The sequence below is a fragment of the Actinoplanes sp. NPDC024001 genome, from assembly GCF_040638955.1.
GTDB lineage: Bacteria > Actinomycetota > Actinomycetes > Mycobacteriales > Micromonosporaceae > Actinoplanes.
Genome location: NZ_JBEZZB010000106.1, coordinates 1 through 17,740 on the forward strand (window position 1 = coordinate 1; position 17,740 = coordinate 17,740).

19 protein-coding genes are annotated in these 17,740 nt (G+C 70.9%); 12 read left to right on the plus strand and 7 right to left on the minus strand.

Annotated elements, in window-relative coordinates:
- Together AB0F81_RS32985 and AB0F81_RS32990 are read left to right on the plus strand one after the other, a co-directional pair.
- Nucleotides 1-636, plus strand: a 636-nt coding sequence (locus tag AB0F81_RS32985) for an AAA family ATPase (protein WP_360203571.1), incomplete at its 5' end; no start/stop codon positions are given.
- Nucleotides 637-1,287: 651 nt separating this feature from the next.
- Complete coding sequence (locus AB0F81_RS32990) at nucleotides 1,288-1,872, plus strand: DUF4291 domain-containing protein (protein WP_360203621.1); 585 nt, start codon at nucleotides 1,288-1,290, stop codon at nucleotides 1,870-1,872.
- A 538-nt stretch (nucleotides 1,873-2,410) separates the two neighbouring features.
- Here the strand turns inward: AB0F81_RS32990 and AB0F81_RS32995 are convergent.
- Nucleotides 2,411-3,307, minus strand: coding sequence for an A/G-specific adenine glycosylase (locus AB0F81_RS32995; protein ID WP_360203573.1), 897 nt, complete (start codon nucleotides 3,305-3,307; stop codon nucleotides 2,411-2,413).
- 20 nt (nucleotides 3,308-3,327) lie between these two features.
- Here AB0F81_RS32995 and AB0F81_RS33000 point away from each other — a divergent pair, with 20 nt between their 5' ends.
- The 4 genes from AB0F81_RS33000 (at nucleotide 3,328) to AB0F81_RS33015 (ending at nucleotide 5,724) form a co-directional block, all read left to right on the plus strand.
- The gene (locus tag AB0F81_RS33000) at nucleotides 3,328-3,837 is read left to right on the plus strand and encodes an ACT domain-containing protein (protein WP_360203575.1); all 510 of its coding nucleotides are present in this window, start codon (nucleotides 3,328-3,330) and stop codon (nucleotides 3,835-3,837) included.
- Nucleotides 3,834-4,373 carry a peptide deformylase gene (gene def, locus AB0F81_RS33005; RefSeq protein WP_360203577.1) on the plus strand — a complete coding sequence of 180 codons (540 nt, stop codon included), beginning with the start codon at nucleotides 3,834-3,836 and terminating at the stop codon, nucleotides 4,371-4,373. The genes AB0F81_RS33000 and def overlap by 4 nt, the downstream gene beginning before the upstream one ends.
- Before the next feature lie 82 nt (nucleotides 4,374-4,455).
- Nucleotides 4,456-5,211, plus strand: coding sequence for an adhesin (locus AB0F81_RS33010; RefSeq protein ID WP_360203579.1), 756 nt, complete (start codon nucleotides 4,456-4,458; stop codon nucleotides 5,209-5,211).
- A gap of 3 nt (nucleotides 5,212-5,214) precedes the next feature.
- Nucleotides 5,215-5,724, plus strand: a complete 510-nt coding sequence (locus AB0F81_RS33015; RefSeq protein WP_360203580.1) for a 2'-5' RNA ligase family protein — start codon at nucleotides 5,215-5,217, stop codon at nucleotides 5,722-5,724.
- 203 nt (nucleotides 5,725-5,927) lie between these two features.
- On the opposite strand, the gene AB0F81_RS33020 is transcribed toward AB0F81_RS33015, so the two are convergent.
- From AB0F81_RS33020 to AB0F81_RS33040, 5 genes are all read right to left on the minus strand, one after another.
- Nucleotides 5,928-6,995 (minus strand): hypothetical protein, encoded by a 1,068-nt coding sequence (locus AB0F81_RS33020; RefSeq protein ID WP_360203581.1) that lies wholly within the window; start codon nucleotides 6,993-6,995, stop codon nucleotides 5,928-5,930.
- Between the two features lie 299 nt (nucleotides 6,996-7,294).
- Complete coding sequence (gene disA / locus AB0F81_RS33025; RefSeq protein WP_360203583.1) at nucleotides 7,295-8,476, minus strand: DNA integrity scanning diadenylate cyclase DisA; 1,182 nt, start codon at nucleotides 8,474-8,476, stop codon at nucleotides 7,295-7,297.
- Nucleotides 8,477-8,559: 83 nt separating this feature from the next.
- Nucleotides 8,560-9,981 carry a DNA repair protein RadA gene (gene radA / locus AB0F81_RS33030; protein ID WP_360203585.1) on the minus strand — a complete coding sequence of 474 codons (1,422 nt, stop codon included), beginning with the start codon at nucleotides 9,979-9,981 and terminating at the stop codon, nucleotides 8,560-8,562.
- Between the two features lie 35 nt (nucleotides 9,982-10,016).
- On the minus strand, nucleotides 10,017-10,718 hold the full coding sequence (locus tag AB0F81_RS33035; protein ID WP_360203587.1) for a hypothetical protein: 702 nt from the start codon (nucleotides 10,716-10,718) through the stop codon (nucleotides 10,017-10,019).
- 132 nt (nucleotides 10,719-10,850) lie between these two features.
- Nucleotides 10,851-11,678, minus strand: coding sequence for a UbiA family prenyltransferase (locus tag AB0F81_RS33040; protein ID WP_360203588.1), 828 nt, complete (start codon nucleotides 11,676-11,678; stop codon nucleotides 10,851-10,853).
- Between the two features lie 47 nt (nucleotides 11,679-11,725).
- On the opposite strand from AB0F81_RS33040, the gene AB0F81_RS33045 reads away from it, so the two are divergent.
- Genes AB0F81_RS33045 through AB0F81_RS33060 form a run of 4 tightly spaced genes read left to right on the plus strand, consistent with a single transcriptional unit; the run spans nucleotide 11,726 to nucleotide 15,118 of the window.
- A complete protein-coding gene (locus AB0F81_RS33045) occupies nucleotides 11,726-12,454 on the plus strand; it encodes a methyltransferase domain-containing protein (RefSeq protein ID WP_360203590.1) in 729 nt (242 codons plus the stop codon).
- The gene (locus tag AB0F81_RS33050) at nucleotides 12,451-13,605 is read left to right on the plus strand and encodes an acyl-CoA dehydrogenase family protein (RefSeq protein WP_360203592.1); all 1,155 of its coding nucleotides are present in this window, start codon (nucleotides 12,451-12,453) and stop codon (nucleotides 13,603-13,605) included. Before AB0F81_RS33045 ends, AB0F81_RS33050 begins: the two co-directional genes overlap by 4 nt.
- Nucleotides 13,599-14,666 carry a type III polyketide synthase gene (locus tag AB0F81_RS33055; protein WP_360203594.1) on the plus strand — a complete coding sequence of 356 codons (1,068 nt, stop codon included), beginning with the start codon at nucleotides 13,599-13,601 and terminating at the stop codon, nucleotides 14,664-14,666. Before AB0F81_RS33050 ends, AB0F81_RS33055 begins: the two co-directional genes overlap by 7 nt.
- The gene (locus tag AB0F81_RS33060) at nucleotides 14,663-15,118 is read left to right on the plus strand and encodes a DUF6023 family protein (protein WP_360203595.1); all 456 of its coding nucleotides are present in this window, start codon (nucleotides 14,663-14,665) and stop codon (nucleotides 15,116-15,118) included. The genes AB0F81_RS33055 and AB0F81_RS33060 overlap by 4 nt, the downstream gene beginning before the upstream one ends.
- On the opposite strand, the gene AB0F81_RS33065 is transcribed toward AB0F81_RS33060, so the two are convergent.
- Complete coding sequence (locus AB0F81_RS33065; RefSeq protein WP_360203597.1) at nucleotides 15,115-15,891, minus strand: hypothetical protein; 777 nt, start codon at nucleotides 15,889-15,891, stop codon at nucleotides 15,115-15,117. The two genes, AB0F81_RS33060 and AB0F81_RS33065, sit on opposite strands and share 4 nt — an antisense overlap.
- Nucleotides 15,892-16,226: 335 nt before the next feature.
- Between AB0F81_RS33065 and AB0F81_RS33070 the strand changes: the two genes are divergently transcribed.
- Complete coding sequence (locus AB0F81_RS33070; protein ID WP_014447856.1) at nucleotides 16,227-16,712, plus strand: CarD family transcriptional regulator; 486 nt, start codon at nucleotides 16,227-16,229, stop codon at nucleotides 16,710-16,712.
- 46 nt (nucleotides 16,713-16,758) lie between these two features.
- A complete protein-coding gene (gene ispD / locus AB0F81_RS33075) occupies nucleotides 16,759-17,472 on the plus strand; it encodes a 2-C-methyl-D-erythritol 4-phosphate cytidylyltransferase (protein WP_360203622.1) in 714 nt (237 codons plus the stop codon).
- Nucleotides 17,473-17,740: the final 268 nt, after the last annotated feature.

A 17,740-nucleotide genomic window follows, 5' to 3' on the forward strand; every position in this document is an offset into this window, starting at 1 on the left:
GACGTCTTCAACACGCTGCTGCAGATCCTGGAGGACGGTCGGCTGACCGACGGCCAGGGCCGCATCGTCGACTTCAAGAACACCGTCATCATCCTCACCACCAACCTCGGGACGAGGGACGTGGCGAAGGCGGTGTCGCTGGGCTTCCAGGCCTCCGAGGCCGAGGAGTCGTCGTACGAGCGGATGAAGATCAAGGTCAACGACGAGCTGAAGCAGCACTTCCGCCCCGAGTTCCTGAACCGTATCGACGACACGATCGTCTTCCACCAGCTGCGTGAGAAGGAGATCCTGCAGATCGTCGACATCTTCACCGCCCGCATCGAGGGTCAGCTCAAGAACAAGGACATGGGTCTCGAGCTGACCGACAACGCGAAGAAGTACCTGGCGGCCAAGGGCTTCGACCCGGTCCTCGGCGCCCGGCCGCTGCGCCGGACGATCCAGCGCGAGCTGGAGGACACCCTGTCCGAGCAGATCCTCTTCAACGAGCTGCGCCCCGGCCAGATCGTCGTCGTGGACTGCGAGGGCGACCCGGCCCAGGTCGAGAAGTCCAAGCTGGTCTTCCGCGGCGCTGACCGTGGCGTGACGGTTCCGGACGCGGTGCCGGCCGACCTTGGGGCGGCCACCACCGAGGAGTGACCTGTTGATCGGTTGAAACGGCCTGGCTGGCTTGTCCAGCTGGGCCGTTTCCCTTTCCCGGCCCCTTCCCTCTGGTGCTCTTTGTGCGTTATGCCTATGCCCGGCCTTGTTCGGGTTGGTCTTCCCAGCTTGCCTGGCCAGCCTTCGCGGCCTCGCCCTGGCCGGCTTTCCTGCCTTCCAGGCCTTGCCCTGGTCGGCGGCCTTGCCCTGGCCGGCCTTTCCGCCTTCCAGGCCTTGCTCTGGCCGGGGGATGGTTACGCGGCGTGGGGACGGTTTTGGGGCGGTGATGGCCCACTCCGGGCGGTCAGGCTTGATCCCTACGTGGGCCATCACCGCCCCAAAACCTTGCCTACTTGCGCGAGGCTGGGCGGCGCGGGCTCGGCGCATGGTCGCCCCCACCCGTAGCGGTCATGTCCGGGTTGGCTACGTCGGCCTTCGGTCTTGCTCTGCTTTCGGCCTTCCCTTGGGCCTTGCCTTCCGTCGAGCCTTGCGTTCCCTTCGGTCTTGCGTTCCCTTCGGTCTTGCGTTCCCTTCGGTCTTGCCTTCACTTGAGGGCTGCTCACATGTGGTCCTGCCTGGGCTTCGGTGGCCGGGGTGATCGCGTTCTATTTCGCTCGCGCCGCGGTGGCGGGCGCGGCAATCATGTGTGCCATGCGTGAAGTCAGAGCGTTGTATGACGAGCGGAGCGTCACCGTTTATCAGGCCTACTCCGCGGCGATCGCTGAGCCGGCACTGCGGGCTGGGCGGTTCGTGCCACCGTTCAAGCGGGAGCGGATGACCTGGATCAAGCCGTCGTTCCTGTGGATGATGTACCGCTGCGGCTGGGCCAGGAAGCCTGGCCAGGAGCGGGTGCTCGCGGTGTCGATCACTCGTGAAGGGTTCGAGTGGGCGCTGGCCAATGCCTCGCTCAGCCACTACGTGTCCGGCGTCCACACTGATCGGGCTGATTGGCAGCGGCAGCTCAAGGCGGCGCCGACGCGTGTTCAGTGGGATCCGGAACGGGATCTGCGGCTGCGGGAGTTGCCCTATCGATCCCTTCAGCTCGGGCTGGGTGGGGCGGCGGTGCCCCGCTATGTGGACGACTGGATCACGGGGATCACCGACGTCACGGACCTGGCGGGGGAGATTCGCGGCCTCCTGGACGCGGGGGACGAGCCAGGTGCGGAGGCTCTGCTGCCGACCGAACGGCTGTATCCACTGCCGGATCCGATCCGCACGCGCTTGGGCGCGGACTGACCCGATGCGGCGGCCTCTTGCCCGCATTCCGTCCGGGTCGTCGCCGACCGCCGCTCTGCTGTCCCTTCGCTGCTGGCCGCGTCCATTCCTGGTCGCACAGCTGAGCATGTCCGGTCCGCAGTCCTCACCGCGTCTGCTTCTAATGCCTCCGTGCGCTGACCGCGCCCGTCCCTGAGTGCGCGCTCTTTGACCGCGTCTATCTCTGACCACGCCCGTCTTTAAGCGCGACAGTCTCTGAGCGCGCCCGCCTTTTACCGCGCTTGTCCCTGACTGCGTCCGCCTTTGAGGGCGCCGGTCTTCGACCGCGCTTGTCCCTGGCTGCGTCCGCTTTTGAGGGCGCCGGTCTTCGACCGCGCCTGTCCCTGAGCGCGCCTGGCCTGACCGCGCCTCTCGTTGAGCCCGCCTGTCCTTGAACGTGCCTGTGCTTGAGCGCGCGCCGCCGGCTGTGCCTGCCTGGTGGTCGGGCTTCGTGGTGGCCTGCGGCTGGCTGGTGGCTGCGGCCGCCCTGGCCAACGCGTCTGGCGTGTGGGACGCCGCGTTAGAGGGGCTGGACTTCGCCGGGGGGAGCGTCGCCGGCCAGGATGAAGTTGTTTTCGCCCAGCAGTTCGACCAGGCCGTCTTCGACGAGGGCGGAAAGGGCACGCGCCCGCTGCACCTCGTCGTTCCAGACCAGGTCGAGGCGTTGGCGCGGGACGGGGCCGGTGGCGTGGCGGAGAACCTCCAGGATCAGGCCGCGCACCTGACGGTCCGTGCCGGCGTACCTCTGCGGTTTGCGGCTCGGGCCCGCCGGGAGGGGCTCGCCCCGCAGACGCCAGGCGCAGACGTCGTGGAACGGGCAGTCGACGCATTTCGGGGAGCGGGCGGTGCAGACGATTGCGCCCAGCTCCATGAAGGCGATGCTGGCTTTCGCGGCGCGCGCCTCGTCGGAAGGCAGGAGCGCCTCCATCGCGGCCAGGTCGGCCGCGGTCGTCGCCGGGCCGGCGTCCGGCTTGCCTTCGACTGCCCGGCAGACCACCCGCCGCACGTTGGTGTCCACGACCGGGTGCCGCTGCCCGTACGCGAAAGTCGCCACCGCCCGCCCGGTGTAGGTCCCCACGCCCGGCAGGGCCAGCAGCTGGTCGAGGTCGTCGGGGACACGCCCGCCGTGCCGTTCGACGATGGCGACCGCGCAGGCGTGCAACCGCATGGCCCGGCGTGGATAGCCGAGCCGCCCCCACATCCGGATGGCCTCGGCGACCGGGTCGGCGGCGAGCGCCGCGGGGGTCGGCCAGCGGGTCATCCAGGAGCGCCAGGCCGGCTCGACCCGGACCACCGGGGTCTGCTGGAGCATCACCTCGCTGACCAGCACTCCCCACGCGGTGGTGTCCGGCTGTCGCCAGGGCAGATCGCGGGCATTTGTCTGATACCAGGTGATGGCGTCGTCGGCGAGAGTCATAGCCCGTTTACTGTAGGCGGGTGCCTGAGCTTGCCATCACCGTCATCGGTCCGGACCGGACCGGCATCGTCGCTGACGTCTCCGAAGCCCTCGCCGGCGTCGGTGCGAACCTGACTGATTCGACGATGACCCGCCTGCGGGGTCACTTCGCGATGACCCTGATCTGTACCGGTCCGACCGCCGAGGCCGTCGAGGAGGCGCTGGAGCCGATCTCGGCCGGCGGCCTGCTCGCCACGGTGCGCAAGGTCGAGCCGGAGGCCGAGGGCGGGCTCGCCGGCGAGCCGTACCTGGTGAGTGTCCACGGCGCGGACCGCCTGGGCATCGTCGCCGCGGTCACCCGGGTGGTGGCCGGCGCCGGCGGCAACATCACCGACCTCACCACCCGTCTCACCGGTCCGCTGTACGTGCTGGTCGCCGAGGTGGACCTGCCCGCCGGCGCCGCCGACGATCTCGCTGAGCGTCTCGCGGTGGCCGCCGCCGAGCTGGGCGTCGACGTCACCGTGCGGCGCGCCGATTCGGAGCTCCTGTGAGCGACCCCGACCTGGAATGGACCGGCCCGGAGGGCCGCGTGCTGCCGGTCGTCACCGCACCGGCCGGTGTGCTGAGCACCGTCGGCAAGGAGGTCGACCCGACCGACCCGGAGATCGTCCGGCTCGCCGCCGACCTGGTGTCCACCATGCGCGTCTCGCCGGGCTGTGTCGGCCTGGCCGCGCCGCAGGTGGGTGTCAGCGCGCAGGTCTTCTGCGTGGACGTCACCGGCCACCCGAAGGCGGCGACCACGCACGGCACGTTCGTGCTCTGCAACGCGAAGATCATCGAGGCGAGCCGGTGGCGGCCCGGCCGGGAGGGCTGCATGTCGGTGCCCGACCTGACCGGTGACGTGAAACGCGCCGCCCGGATCGTGGTCGAGGCCGTCCTGCCCGGCACCGGCGAACCGGTCACGGTGGCCACCGACGCGTTCGAGGCGCGGGCATTGCAGCACGAGATCGATCACTGCGGCGGAAAGTTGTTCTTGGATCGGGTGGCCGGAGCACACGCCATCTACCAGCGCAAGGTCTATCTCTAACGAGCGAATCGCGAGTTGGTGTCGCATAACCGGCGCGTCGCGCGCATCGTGCCGGGTCTACGGGTCTACCGTGGTGCGCATCATGCGTGCGACGGTTGGTCCTCTGCCACCCGCTGTCTACTGGCGGCGGCGTGCGGTTGTGCTGGGCGCGATTCTGCTCGGCGTCATCGTGCTGTTCGTGTCCTGCTTGGGTGGGGACCAAAAAGACCCGCAGACCAAGAACGCTGCCTCGCAATATCCGACGCCGGCTCCGGCATCGGGCAAGGCGTCGGCGTCACCGGACCCGTCCTTCCTGGACAGCGGCCCGGGCGTCGGGCAGGCGCTGCCCGACCCGGCCGATCTTCAGCCGGCGCCGAACGAGAACGAGGACGAGCTGCCCACCACGGCGCCGAGCCTCGGCGCGGGACTCGGCGGGGACGCGAACGTCACGGCCCCGGCCGACGGTTCCTGCACGGACGCGGAGATCTCCGTGACGCCGGTCCCGGCCGGCACGACGGTCCGGCGCGGCACGCCGGTCGGCATCCGGCTCAAAATCAAGAACATCAGTACGCGTACGTGCAACCGCAACGTCGGTGCCGATGCTCAGGAGCTCTACCTGGAGCAGGGCGCCCAGAAGCTGTGGTCGTCCGACCCGTGCAGCACCGCGAAAGGTGACGACGTCCGCTCGTTCGCGCCGGGCGCCGAGCGGGAGTACCAGGTGACCTGGAACGGCCGCCAGTCCACGCAGTGCGCCTCCGGTCAGGCGTCCGGCCCGGTCGCCCCCGCCGGTCAGTACGAGCTGCGCGGCCGCCTCGGCACGATCATCAGCAAGCCGGTCGCCATCTCCGTGGTCGCCTGACGCTTGGTCGCGGCACTCGAGCTCTACCTGGACGTCGACGCGACACGGCGCCTTCGTACCCTCTGGCGTGCCCTGGAGGCCGAAGGCATCCCGACCCTCGGCTCGCTGCATCAGAAGCACCGCCCGCACGTGTCGCTGGCGGCCGCGCACCGCATCGATCCGCACGCGGCGGCGGACGCCCTCGGTGACTTCCCGGTGGGCCGTGGCCTGACCCTGGACATGGATTTCGCCGGCCAGTTCGTCGGGCGGGTGCTGTGGCTGGGGATCACCGTCACCGAGGAACTGCTGGCCCACCACCGGCAGGTGCACGACCGTCTCGCTGCGGGCGGTGTGGAGGTCTGGGAGCACTACCGTCCGGGCCGCTGGGTGCCGCACTGCACGGTGTCCCTGCGGGTGCCGAACCCGATGATGGCCTCGGCCGTCCGCCGCTGCCTGGAGATCCTTCCGCTCCGCGCCACGGTCACCGGCGCCGCTGTGGCCGACCACGCGAACGACATCTCGCACCCGCTCTAAGTGACCTCGAAAGCCGGCGGAAGTGATCTGGGGAGCCGGCGGAAGTGAGCAGGGCTGGCGGAAGTGAGCAGGGCTGGCGGAAGTGAGCAGGGCTGGCGGAAGTGAGCAGGGCTGGCGGAAGTGATCTGGGAGCCGACGAAAGTGATCTGGGGAGCCGGCGGGACGGTCGCCGGCTCCCCAGATCGGAGGGAAGTTCTCAACTGCTAAGCGGAGTGGCGCCCCCGGCGGCTCTGCCGAGCGACGGCCACTAGTCCGCCGCCGACGAGCAAGAAGCCGAGCGCATAGAGCCCGAGCCGACCCGAGTTCGACCCGGTGAGCGGCAGGTCGGTGCCATCCCCAGCCGTGGGTGACGGCACCACGACCACCGGCGCCGAGCTACCCGGTGCTGAGCTGACCGGCACCGCGCTGACCGGCACCGAAGAAGCCGGCACGGAGGCGGGCGCGGAGGAAGCCGGCACAGAGGACGCGGGCGCCGACGATGTCGGCACAGACGAAGCGGGCGCCGAGGATGCCGGCACAGCGGAAGCGGGAGTGGACGTGGACGGCGTGGCAGGCGGCGCGCAGTCAGCCGGCTGAGCCCACCTACCCGTGCTGGTCGTGAAGCTGTTGTCCCGCACCTCGACAGCACCGGATGGCCGCGACGCCAGGTCGGCATGGCTGCCGGGCTCCACCCTGATCCGCTTGCCGCCGACCACGAAGACCGCGTCCACACCGGCACCGGCCGCGTTCGCCAGCCGGGTGTGCAGCACCCCGTCGCAGTAGCTCTGGAAGGTCACCGAGGGCTGCGGCGTGCAGGTGGCGGCACCGCCGTTGTACCAGCCCCGGCCGCCGCTCGACCGGCTGCCGATGCCGGCGGGCGAGCCCAGCTTCAGGTCGTTGTACACGTAGCTGCTGGTGATCTCGTTGACGATCCCGGTGCCGAAGATCGCGTCCACCTGGGTGTAGCAGCCGGGCACGTCGACGTCGAGGGTCACGCTGCGCCGTCCGCTGTCGACCCAGGCGCTCTTCGCCTCGTGGACGAACTGCGGCACGGCGAAGTTCTTTCCCGGCGCCGTGTACGAGACCAGCGAGAACGCCTGCTCCTCGCCCTTGCAGAGCGGCTTGGTGGCGGTGATCGTCACGGTGCCGCCCGGCCCGTCGAACCGGTGCTGATAGGTGGCCTCGGCCGCGGTGACGCAGTCGTCGCCGGTGGCGTTCGCGGCCGTGGCGATCCCGGTCATGGTTGCCGTGGCGAGCGCGACGCCACCGAGGATGAGCATGAGACGGCGCACGATCGGCCCCCATCGAATCGGGTCGGGGGCGGTCTCACCACTGACTCCCCGGGCCGCAATGCGGTGACCGATCGAAGCTCGGCCCGGATCACCATCTCCCCAATATCTGGGTGCTCACGGCATTTCGCCGCGGCTGTCAGAAGGTTAGGCGCCGAGCCCGCACAGCAGAAGACCCCATCACGGTGAGTAATGGTGATCAGTGAGAAGTGGTGCCGGAATCATGGATTTCGGGCGGCTGGGCGGTGCGAAAGTCCGATTCGGCAGTGATGCACTTCACATATGATGACGGAGCGTGGCGGTTAGACATACCGCTCGAGGATCGACGCCTCGGCCAGCCGGGAGAGGCCCTCGCGCACCCCGCGGGCCCGGGCGTCGCCGACACCCTCGACCGCCTGCAGATCCTCGACCGTCGCCCCGAGCAGCCGCTGCAGGCTGCCGAAGTGGTCGACCAGCCGGTCCACGATCTGCCCGGGCAGCCGCGGCACCTTGGCCAGGAGGCGGAACCCGCGCGGGGAGACCGCCGCGTCCAGCGCGTCGGAAGCGCCCGGATAGCCGATCGCCTTGGCCACCGCCACCAGGTCGATCATCTCGGTGGCGGTGAGCAGGTCCAGCTCGACCAGCGCCTCGTCGAGGGTGCGGGCCTTGCGGCCGGCCGGCAGGTAGTCACGGATGACCAGGGTGCGGTCGGCGTCGACACCGGCCATCAGCTCGTCGAGCTGGAGGGCGAGCAGCCGGCCGTCGGTGCCGAGCTCCACCACATAACCGGAGATCTCGTCGGCGATCCGGCGGACCATCTCCAGCCGCTGCACCACGGCCACCGCGTCGCGGACCGTCACCAGGTCCTCGATCTCCAGCGCGGAGAGCGTGCCGGAGACCTCGTCGAGGCGCAGCTTGTAGCGCTCCAGCGTGGCGAGCGCCTGGTTGGCCCGGGAGAGGATGGCGGCCGAGTCGTCGAGGACGTGGCGCTGCCCGTTCACATAGAGGCCGATGATGCGCATCGACTGGCTGACCGAGATGACCGGATAGCCGGACTGCTTGGCGACCCGCTCGGCGGTGCGGTGCCGGGTGCCGGACTCCTCGGAGGGGATGGACGGATCCGGCATCAGGTGGACGGCGGCCCGCACGATCCGGGTGCCGTCGCTGGAGAGGACGATCGCGCCGTCCATCTTGCACAGCTCACGGAGCCGGGTGGCGGAGAACTCCACATCGAGCGGAAAGCCGCCGGTGCAGATGCTCTCGACGACCGCGTCATAGCCCAGCACGATCAGCGCGCCGGTGCGGCCGCGCAGGATGCGCTCCAGACCGTCGCGCAGGGCGGTGCCGGGGGCCATCAGGGCCAGGTTGGCCCGGATCGGATCACTGGCGCCTCCGGTGAGACCGGGGCCGACCGCCGGTGTCACCGCGCGATGCCCCGCGCCGTTGACGCCGGGACGCGGCGTGGAACTGGCGGCGGGCTTGGAACCATCGCGGTCGAGCGGCACCTGGACATTCTACGGACTGTCATCCAGAGCAACGAGGGATGGTTCGATGAATGCTCCGTAGCGTGATGATTCGTAACCATCAGTCACCGCGAGCTGTGTTCTGCCGAGGCGCGCGCTGCGCTCTGCAACGCTGAGCGGAGGTCACCGACCTCGATGACCTCCATGCCCTTGGGGGTGCCGGCCGCCCCGTCGGGACCGCAGCCCGGTGGGACGAGCGCCACCTTGAACCCGAGCCGGGCCGCCTCGGCGAGCCGCCGGCCCACCGCGCCCACCCGGCGGATCTCACCGGTCAGGCCGACCTCGCCGATCGCCACCAGGTGGGGCGCCATCGCCAGGTCGAGCCCGCCGGAGGCGACGGCCAGGGCCATCGCCAGGTCGGCCGAGGGCTCGGTCAGACGGATGCCGCCCACGGTCGCGGCGAAGACCTCACGGTTGTAGAGCTTGAGCTGCTTGGTGCGGCGCTCCAGCACGGCCAGGACCATGGCCAGCCGGGCGCTGTCGAGGCCGGACACCGTGCGCCGGGGAGAGCCCTGCACCTCGGCGCCGATCAGCGCCTGCACCTCGGTGACCAGTGCCCGCCGGCCCTCCATCGCCACCGTCACGCAGGTGCCGGGGACCGGCTCCAGATAGCGCGTGAGGAACAGGCCGGACGGGTCGGGCAGGCTGGTGATGCCGCCCTCGTGCATCTCGAAGCAGCCCACCTCGTCGGCGGCGCCGAACCGGTTTTTCACACCGCGCACCAGGCGCAGCGACGAGTGCTTGTCGCCCTCGAAGTGGAGCACCACGTCGACCAGGTGCTCGAGCACCCGGGGGCCGGCGACCTGACCGTCCTTGGTGACGTGACCGACCAGGACGGTGGCGATGCCCCGCTCTTTCGCGATCGCGACCAGCGCCGCAGTCACCGCGCGCACCTGGGTCACGCCGCCGGGCACGCCCTCGGTGCCGGGGGCCGAGACGGTCTGCACCGAGTCGAGCACCAGCAGGCCCGGTTTCACCGCGTCGAGGTGGCCGATCACCGTGCCGAGGTCGTTTTCCGCCGCCAGGAAGAGCCGGTCGTGCAGGGCGCCCAGCCGCTCGGCCCGCAGGCGCACCTGGCTCACCGACTCCTCGCCGCTGACCACCAGGGACGGTGTGCCGGCGCCGGCCGCCCACTGTTGAGCGACGTCGAGCAGGAGAGTGGACTTGCCGACGCCCGGCTCGCCGGCCAGCAGCACCACCGCGCCCGGGACCAGGCCGCCGCCGAGCACCCGGTCGAGCTCACCGACGCCGGTGGGCACGGCACGAGCGGGGGCGGCACTGATCTGCGCGATGGGCCGGGCCGGCTCGGACGGCATGCGCGAGCTGACCACCCGGCCGGAGACGAGCGGTGCGGAGACGGTGGACTCGATGATCGAGCCCCACTCACCACACTCCGGGCAGCGCCCCAGCCACTTGGGTGGCTGGTGGCCGCACGCGTCGCAGACGTAAGCGGGCCGGGGCGCCTTGGCGGTCTTGGCGGAAGTCACTCCGACAAGCTAGCCGGAGGGTACGACAACCTCGCTCAGTGGCCTTCTTCTTCGCCGGCCTCACCGGTCACCCGGGGCGCCGGGGTCAGCGGGTTGGCGACCGGCGCCTGCAGCACCAGGGCCGGCGAACCGTCGCTGAACTCGAAGACCAGGTTGACCGAGGTGCCCGGCTTCAGGTCCTCGCTGAGGTCGAAGGCCTGCAGCAGCTCGCGGTCGGTCGGCCGGAACAGGACCGAGCCCTGGGCGGGCAGCACGACCTGGGCGGGCTTGATCTGCGCGGCCGGCTCGCTGGGCGCGGCCGAGGCGTCCGGCGACGCGGAACCGGGTGCGCTCGGCTCCTCCGACCCGTGGGCGCCGGGCTCCTCCGAGGCGTGCGCGTCAGGCGCGCCGGCGGCGCTGGCCGGCGCGATCCCGACCTGCGCGGCCGAGACGACCTGCGGCTGCTCGGTCGGCCGGCTGCTGATCGAGACCGTGATCGGGTCGTTGGTCTGGTTGTAGAGGCTCAGCTCGATCGGAGCATCGTCACCGGCGTGGTAACCCTCGACCCCGTTGTACGGAATCATCAGGTTCCGGATGAACACGCTCGCGTGCAGTGTCTCCCGGTCGACGCCGGAGATCGGCGTGTCCAGGATGGCGGTCTCGGCGACCTGACCGGCCGAGCAGCCGCCCAGCGCGAGCACAGCGACCGTGGCAGCACCCGCGGCCAGAGCGGCGCGGCGGGTTCCCAGCGAGCGCATCACGATCCTCCAAATAGAGACACCCACGTCTCCTCAATGGGTTTGCTTCGGTTTTCCGCCGCGGATGGGCTCAGATCAGCCTAATGGGCGGCGATCCGCCGTGTGCGCCGACCCATCCAACCGCTCCGAAGCTCACGCCACCCGGCCGCTGAGGACGAGTAGGAGCACGTCGATCAGGGCCACCACGATCACCGCCCGGAAGAGCGCGACAGGCCGCCCCGTGGTGCGCTGCGCCGCGTACCACCCGAGGGGAAGAACCACGACGGCGGCCGCGGCCGCCGCCAAGCCCGGCCACGACGGTGGCCCGGGCGGTCCGAAGACCAGGGTGAGGGTCGCGGCGAGAAGGAGGCCTGCGGCCGCCAGCTGGGACCATCGGGCGCCGATCCGGTGCGGCAGGCCCCGCACCCCGGTCGCCGCGTCGTCGGCCAGGTCGGGCAGCACGTTGGCGAAGTGCGCCCCGCCGCCGAGCAGCGCGCCGGCGGCGACCAGCCAGGCCGGCGGAGCCGGCTGGCCGGGCAGCGCCACCACGACGAACGCCGGCAGCAGCCCGAAGGCGACCAGATAGGGCACCACCGAGAAGGCGGTGGACTTCAGCGGCCAGTCGTAGAGCAGGGCGAAGACCCCGACCACCGAGATCACCACGGTCGCCGGAACACCGAGCGGCAGCGCCGGCAGCGGGATCGCCAGCGCGGCCAGCAGGCCGGCGACCCCGACCGTACGCCGGGACACCGCGCCCGCGGCGACCGGCTTGTCCCGTCGCCCCGCCTGCCGGTCCCGGTCGGCGTCCAGCCAGTCGTTGACCCAGCCCACCGCGAACTGGGTGGCCGCCACCGCGAGCGCGACCAGGAGCAGCCGCCAGCCCCGGTGGCCGACCCCCACGGCGAGCAGCGTCATCGCGAAGGTCACCGCCAGACCGGGCTCCGGATGGGCGGAACGGAACAGTGCCAGCACTCGGGACATGTCTCGCAGTGTGGTGCTTGTGCCGTTCCCGTGCCACGCTCGATCACATGCTGTCGATGCAGCGCAACGATCCACGTCAGTACGACGACCTGGCCGGGGAGTGGTGGCGTCCCGGTGGCGACTTCGAACTTCTGCACTGGCTCGCCGCGTCCCGCGCGGCCCTGATCCCGCCCGCCACCGTTCCCGGCACGATCCTGCTGGACGCCGGCTGCGGCGGCGGCCTGCTCGCCCCGCACGTCCGTGCCAAGGGCTACCGGCACGTCGGTGTCGATCTGGGCCGCCTTGCTCTCCTTCAGGCCGCGCGGCAGGGCGTGGCCGCGGTCAACGGCGACGTGACCGCCCTGCCGCTCGCCTCCGGCAGCGCCGGCGTGGTGGCGGCCGGCGAGATCCTGGAGCACGTCACCGACCTGGCCGGGACGGTCGCCGAGCTGTGCCGGGTGCTCCGCCCGGGCGGGCTGGTGGTGATCGACACGGTCAACGACACCGTGCTGAGCCGGTTCATCACGGTCACCGCCGGCGAGCGGCTGGGGATCGCCCCGGTCGGCCTGCACGACCCGGAGCTGTTCGTCGCGCCGCAGCGGCTGGTGACCGAGTTCGCCCGGCACGGGGTGGCGCTCGGTGTCCGCGGGGTCCGGCCCACCCTCCCCGGGCTGTTCCGGTGGCTGGCGCTTCGTCGTACGCCGAACGGCCGCCCGCTCGGACGCATCGTGCCCACCTTTTCCACCGCAGTGCTCTATCAGGGAAGCGGCCGTAAGGCCGTCGGAGAGGCGTCATGATCGAAGAGGCTCGGCGGCTCGCGCCGCGATTCGCGGCCCGCGCCGCCCGCACCGACCGGGACGGCTCGTTTCCCGCCGAGGACTTCGCCGACCTGCGTGAGGCCGGGTTCTTCGGCCTGATGGCGCCGGCCCGGCTCGGCGGCGCCGGCGCCGGTTTCGCGGAGTACGCGGACGTCGCCTACGAACTGGCCCGGGGCAACGGCGCCACCGCGTTGATCTTCAACATGCACGCCTCGGTGACCGGCGCGCTCAGCGGTGTCAGCGACGAGCTGGCGGACGCGCTCGGGCTGCCGCCGGAGGCACTGGCGGCCCGCGACGAGTACCTGAAGGCGGCGGCCGGCGGCAGCTGGTACGCGGTGGCGATGAGCGAGCGCGGCGCCGGCTCCCGGCTGTCCCGGATGAGCACCACCTACCGTCCGGTCGACGGTGGCTACCGGATCACGGGGGCGAAGACGTTCTGTTCCGGGGCGGGGCACGCGGACGCGTACCTGGTCGCCGCCCGCAACCCGGACGATCCCACCCAGGTCTCGCAATTCCTGGTGCCGGCCTCGGCCGGCCTGCGGGTGGAGGAGACCTGGGACGCGCTCGGCATGCGCGCGACCGGATCGCACGACCTGCACATCGACGTCACCGTCCCGGCGTCCGCGCTGCTCGGCGGGGTCGAAGGGCTGGCGCTGGTGGTGGCGCAGCTGGCGCCGCACTGGATGGTCGCCAGCTATGCGGCGGTCTATGTCGGGGTGGCGCGGGCCGCGGTGGACGCCGCGGTGGAGCACGTGACCGCGCGGGGGCTGAGCGGTCTGCCGGCGGTGCGCGCCCGGATCGGCCGGGCCGACGCCGCGGTCGCCGCCGCGCACCTGGCCGTGCGGGAAGCCGCTCGCCGGGTCGACGAGGCGCCCGGCGACCCGGAGACGAACCGCTGGGTGTGGCGGGCGAAACTGCTGGCCGGCACCACCGCGGCCGAGGTGGCCGCCTCGATGCTGGAGGCGGCGGGCACGTCGGCGATGCGGCGCGGGCACCCGCTGGAACGGCTCTACCGGGACGCCCGGGCGGGTTCGCTGCAGCCCGCCACCAGCGATGTCTGCGCGGACTGGCTCGGCGTGGACGCGCTCGGCGGCGATCCCGACTCCGACGGGGTGGCCCCGCGTTGGTGAACGCCGTGATCAGTGGTCTGGGCGTGGCTCTGCCGCCCTCGACGACGCAGGAGGAGATCTGGGCGGGCTACTTCGCCCAGCACTACACCGGTGCCCGGAAAGCCCTCGCCCAGCGGATCTTCGCCAACTCCGGGGTGCGGACCCGGCAGGCCGCGGTCAGCCCGCTGCTGGAGGACGTCTCGGACTGGTCCACCGAGCGCCGGATGCGGCGTTACCAGGTGGAGGCCGTGCCGCTCGGCAAGGCCGCGGTCAGCCGGGCCCTCGCCGACGCCGGGCTGGAAGCCGGCGACCTCGGGCTCTTCGCGGTCTGTTCGTGCACCGGTTATGCGACGCCGGGCCTGGACATCATGCTCGCCCGGGATCTCGGGATGTCACCGAGCGTGCAGCGTCTCTTCGTCGGGCACATGGGCTGTTACGCCGCGTTGCCGGGCCTCGGCAGCGCGAGCGACTTCGTCGTCGCCCGCGGGCGGCCCGCCCTGCTGCTCTGCGCCGAGCTCACCAGCCTGCATCTGCAGCCGCCGGGCACCCGCGCGGACATCCAGCAGATCGTCTCGCACGCGCTCTTCTCGGACGCGGCTGCCGCCGCGGTCGTCACCCCCCAGGATCAAAACCATTCCGGGTACGCCGTACGCGAGGTCGCCGCCGTCACCGACACCACCACGGCTGATCACATGACCTGGGAGGTCACCGACGTCGGTTTCCGGATGGGGCTGTCGCCGCAGGTTCCGTCGGTGCTCTCCACGCACGTGCGCGCGCTCGTCGACGACGTGCTCGCCCGGCACGGCCGGACCATCGCCGAGGTCGACGGGTGGGCGGTCCACCCGGGCGGGCCGAAGATCCTCGACGTGGTCCAGGAACAGCTCGGTCTCGACGACGAGGCGATGTCGGCGTCCCGTGGCGTGCTCTCCGCGTACGGAAACTGCTCGTCACCCACCGTGCTGCTGGTCCTGGACGAACTGCGCCGCCGGGAGCATCCACCGCGATGGATCATCATGCTGGCGTTCGGTCCCGGCCTCACGCTCTATGTCACTCTTCTGGAGGGCTCTACTCTCACAGCGTGAGCGCTGAACGGGGACGCGGCGCGGCCCTGCACCTGCTGGCCGCATCGATCTTGATGCTGGGCGGAGTCTGGTGGTGGAGTGCCGCGCCGGAGCAGACATCCGATCCCCGGCTGCTGCACTGGCGACTGAGTGCCGAGCAGCTGCTGCCGGAAGGCGGTGACCAGGAGTCCGCCTCCACGCTGGCGCTGGGCGACGGGGCCGGGCACGAGGAGGAGCTGGGCGGCCTCGGCACCGGTACCTTCCAGGTCTCGATGGTCTGCGCCGGCGACGACGGCAGCCGGATCCGGGTCAGCCTCGGCGGTTACGACTCGGGCCGGGGCATGCGCTGCTCGGGCCCTCGCACCCCGGAGATGTTCCTCGTCGGCCTCGCCGGTGATCTGCGCTTACGGGTGAATGTCGAGGCGGCCGGCCCGGTGGTCTTCCGTTACACCCTGAAGCGGATGGACCGCTAACGACTCAGCTGCGGCAGGTAGGGAAGGACCATCTCGGCCGAGGCCACTCGCGGCAGCCGGTGCGCGATCTTGCCCAGCCTGTCGACCAGCAGGACGGCCGCTGTCCCGTCCGGAGCGCCCAGTCTGAGCTCCTTGCGCAGGCTGTCGGTCTGGTCGTGCAGCCTGGTCACGACCTTTCCCTCGGCCTGCGGGGTCCGGGCCGTCGGCTGCGCCTGGGTGGAACCCGGCGTCGCCCGGACGGCCGAGACGATCAGGACGGCGGTGCCCGCACCGGCACCGGCCACCGTGTCGGCGACCAGGGTGTCGCACGCGCAGCCGTCGGTGAGCAGCACGACCGCGGGCAGCTGGCCGGTGAGCGAGACGAGCTGACCGTCCGGCCCGATCATCTCCAGCGCGGGCAACACGCCGGTCGGGTTCTCCGTGGTGCCGGCCGTGCGCTGGGTGGCCGGCTGCCGGGGCGGCCCGGGCCAGGCCGAGGCGAAGAGGCTGGCCACGGTCACCAGGATCGCCATCGAGATGATCAAAGCCGGGGTACGGACCGCGAGCGCACCGATCCGGCGCAGCCGGCGGATCGCGGGCCGGCGCCTGAAGCGCTGCCACCGGGTCAGCGGGGCCGTCGTGTGCAGCTCGGCACGCACCGCGTCGACCTCGTCGGAGAGCTCCGAGAGGTCGTCCGGAATGACGATGACCCCCCACTCCTCAGGGAGGTCCGGAAGATCATCGGGGGTACCGCCGTCGGGCGGCCAGCCGTTGTTGTCGCTTGCGCCAGCCATGACTCACCTCCCCCCTTACCGACCAGATCTTGCTTCGGTCGGGGAACTCCCGTCCAGCGTCCCCCACGCGGGGGTCGCATCGCCAGTGGTGCGTCGTTCCTGACCTTAGCGATAAGCTTGATCTCACAAAGCCATCAGGTCCGGAATTTCCGACTCGTTGGCGGCTGACGTGACGCCACAGTCACTTTGTGTTACTTAGGCAGCTTCTCGCGTTGCTGTCAAGCGGGAGAAAGCCCCGTCACAGGGCCTCTGAGCTGCACTAACAGTGACCGTCAGGGCGAGACACGGCCGCCGGAGCGTGTTACCCTAGACACAGCGAAAGGGGTTTCGAACCTATGGTTTTCAGTGTCGGCGAGACCGTTGTTTACCCCCACCACGGGGCCGCACTCATCGAGGCAATCGAGACTAGGGTCATCAAGGGCGTTGAAAGGCAGTATCTCGTTCTGCGTGTCGCCCAGGGCGATCTGACTGTTCGGGTGCCCGCTGAGAACGCCGAGGAAGTCGGCGTGCGCGAAGTGGTTGGCGAGGAGGGCCTGGGTAAGGTCTTCGACGTCCTCCGCGCTCCGCACACCGAGGAGCCGACCAACTGGTCGCGGCGCTACAAGGCCAACCTGGAGAAGCTCGCTTCCGGTAACCCGTTGAAGGTTGCCGAGGTTGTTCGTGACCTCTGGCGTCGTGAGCGTGAGCGTGGCCTGTCGGCGGGCGAGAAGCGGATGCTCGCCAAGGCCCGTGACATCCTGGTCGGCGAGGTGGCCCTCGCTGAGAAGAGCACCAAGGACGAGGCTGAGGTCCTGCTCGACAAGGTCCTCACCGAGGCCTGATCCACCGACGCAAGCACTCCTCAACACTGTGTCCGACGACCGCGACGTGACCGCGCAGCTCAATGCTCGCGGTGACGTCGCGGTCGTCGTTCCGGCCGCCGGCGCCGGGGTTCGCCTCGGTCCCGGTGCGCCCAAGGCACTCCGCCTCCTGGAGGGCGAGCCCCTGCTGATCCACGCGATCCGGCGGGTTGCCGCAGCGCCCTCGGTTCGCATGATCGTGGTCGCCGCCCCGCCGGCTGACGTCGACGCCGTGCGGTCACTACTCGCCCCCGTCGCCCCGGTCACCGTCGTGGCCGGCGGCGCCGAACGCCAGGAGTCGGTGGCTGCCGCGCTCGCGGTGGTCCCCGACGAGGTGGGCATCGTGCTGGTCCACGACGCCGCGCGCTGCCTGGCCCCCGTGTCGCTGGTCGAGCGCGTCGCCGCAGCCGTCCGAGACGGCGCGGACGCGGTCATCCCGGTGCTGCCGGTCGTCGACACGATCAAAGAGGTCGCACCGGACGGGGCGGTGCTCGGCACCGTCGACCGGTCGGTGCTGCGTGCGGTGCAGACGCCCCAGGGTTTCCGGGCGTCGACCCTGCGCGCCGCCCACGCCGCGGCCGCCGACTCACACACCGACGACGCCGGCGCGGTCGAGAAGCTCGGCCGGCCCGTGCACTGCGTGCCCGGCTCGGACCTGGCCTTGAAGATCACCAGGCCGATCGACCTGGCGGTCGCCACCCATCTGCTGACCCTGCCGGATCCGGACGCCGAGCAGCAGTAAGCGGTCCGGCGCGGGCTCTCCGGTGGCGGTCTGTCTCCTCTTCTCTTCTCCTGCGCCTCTCTTCCTCTCCTCCTGCGCCCTTCGCTCCCACTTGCTCTCCTGCCGCTCGCCTTTCCGCTACCTCGTCCGAATTCTGTAGCTTTGCGCCGTCATCTTGGCCGAATCGTGGGGCCTGTCCGAGCGGTGAAATTCACCTGGCCGACTGCCCGTGTCGTCTCGGCCCGGCCGAGGCGACCCTCGGGCGCAGCCGGGTGAACTGGCTGTTCGT

Excerpts from the sequence above, each read along its gene's own strand:
- AB0F81_RS33065 (WP_360203597.1), bottom strand. The coding sequence starts at position 15,891 with ATGGCTGGCGCAAGCGACAACAACGGCTGGCCGCCCGACGGCGGTACC.
- AB0F81_RS33035 (WP_360203587.1), bottom strand. The coding sequence starts at position 10,718 with ATGCGCTCGCTGGGAACCCGCCGCGCCGCTCTGGCCGCGGGTGCTGCC.
- AB0F81_RS33070 (WP_014447856.1), top strand. The coding sequence starts at position 16,227 with ATGGTTTTCAGTGTCGGCGAGACCGTTGTTTACCCCCACCACGGGGCC.
- AB0F81_RS33050 (WP_360203592.1), top strand. The coding sequence starts at position 12,451 with ATGATCGAAGAGGCTCGGCGGCTCGCGCCGCGATTCGCGGCCCGCGCC.
- AB0F81_RS33010 (WP_360203579.1), top strand. The coding sequence starts at position 4,456 with ATGCGTGCGACGGTTGGTCCTCTGCCACCCGCTGTCTACTGGCGGCGG.
- AB0F81_RS33040 (WP_360203588.1), bottom strand. The coding sequence starts at position 11,678 with ATGTCCCGAGTGCTGGCACTGTTCCGTTCCGCCCATCCGGAGCCCGGT.
- AB0F81_RS33045 (WP_360203590.1), top strand. The coding sequence starts at position 11,726 with ATGCTGTCGATGCAGCGCAACGATCCACGTCAGTACGACGACCTGGCC.
- AB0F81_RS32990 (WP_360203621.1), top strand. The coding sequence starts at position 1,288 with ATGCGTGAAGTCAGAGCGTTGTATGACGAGCGGAGCGTCACCGTTTAT.
- AB0F81_RS32995 (WP_360203573.1), bottom strand. The coding sequence starts at position 3,307 with ATGACTCTCGCCGACGACGCCATCACCTGGTATCAGACAAATGCCCGC.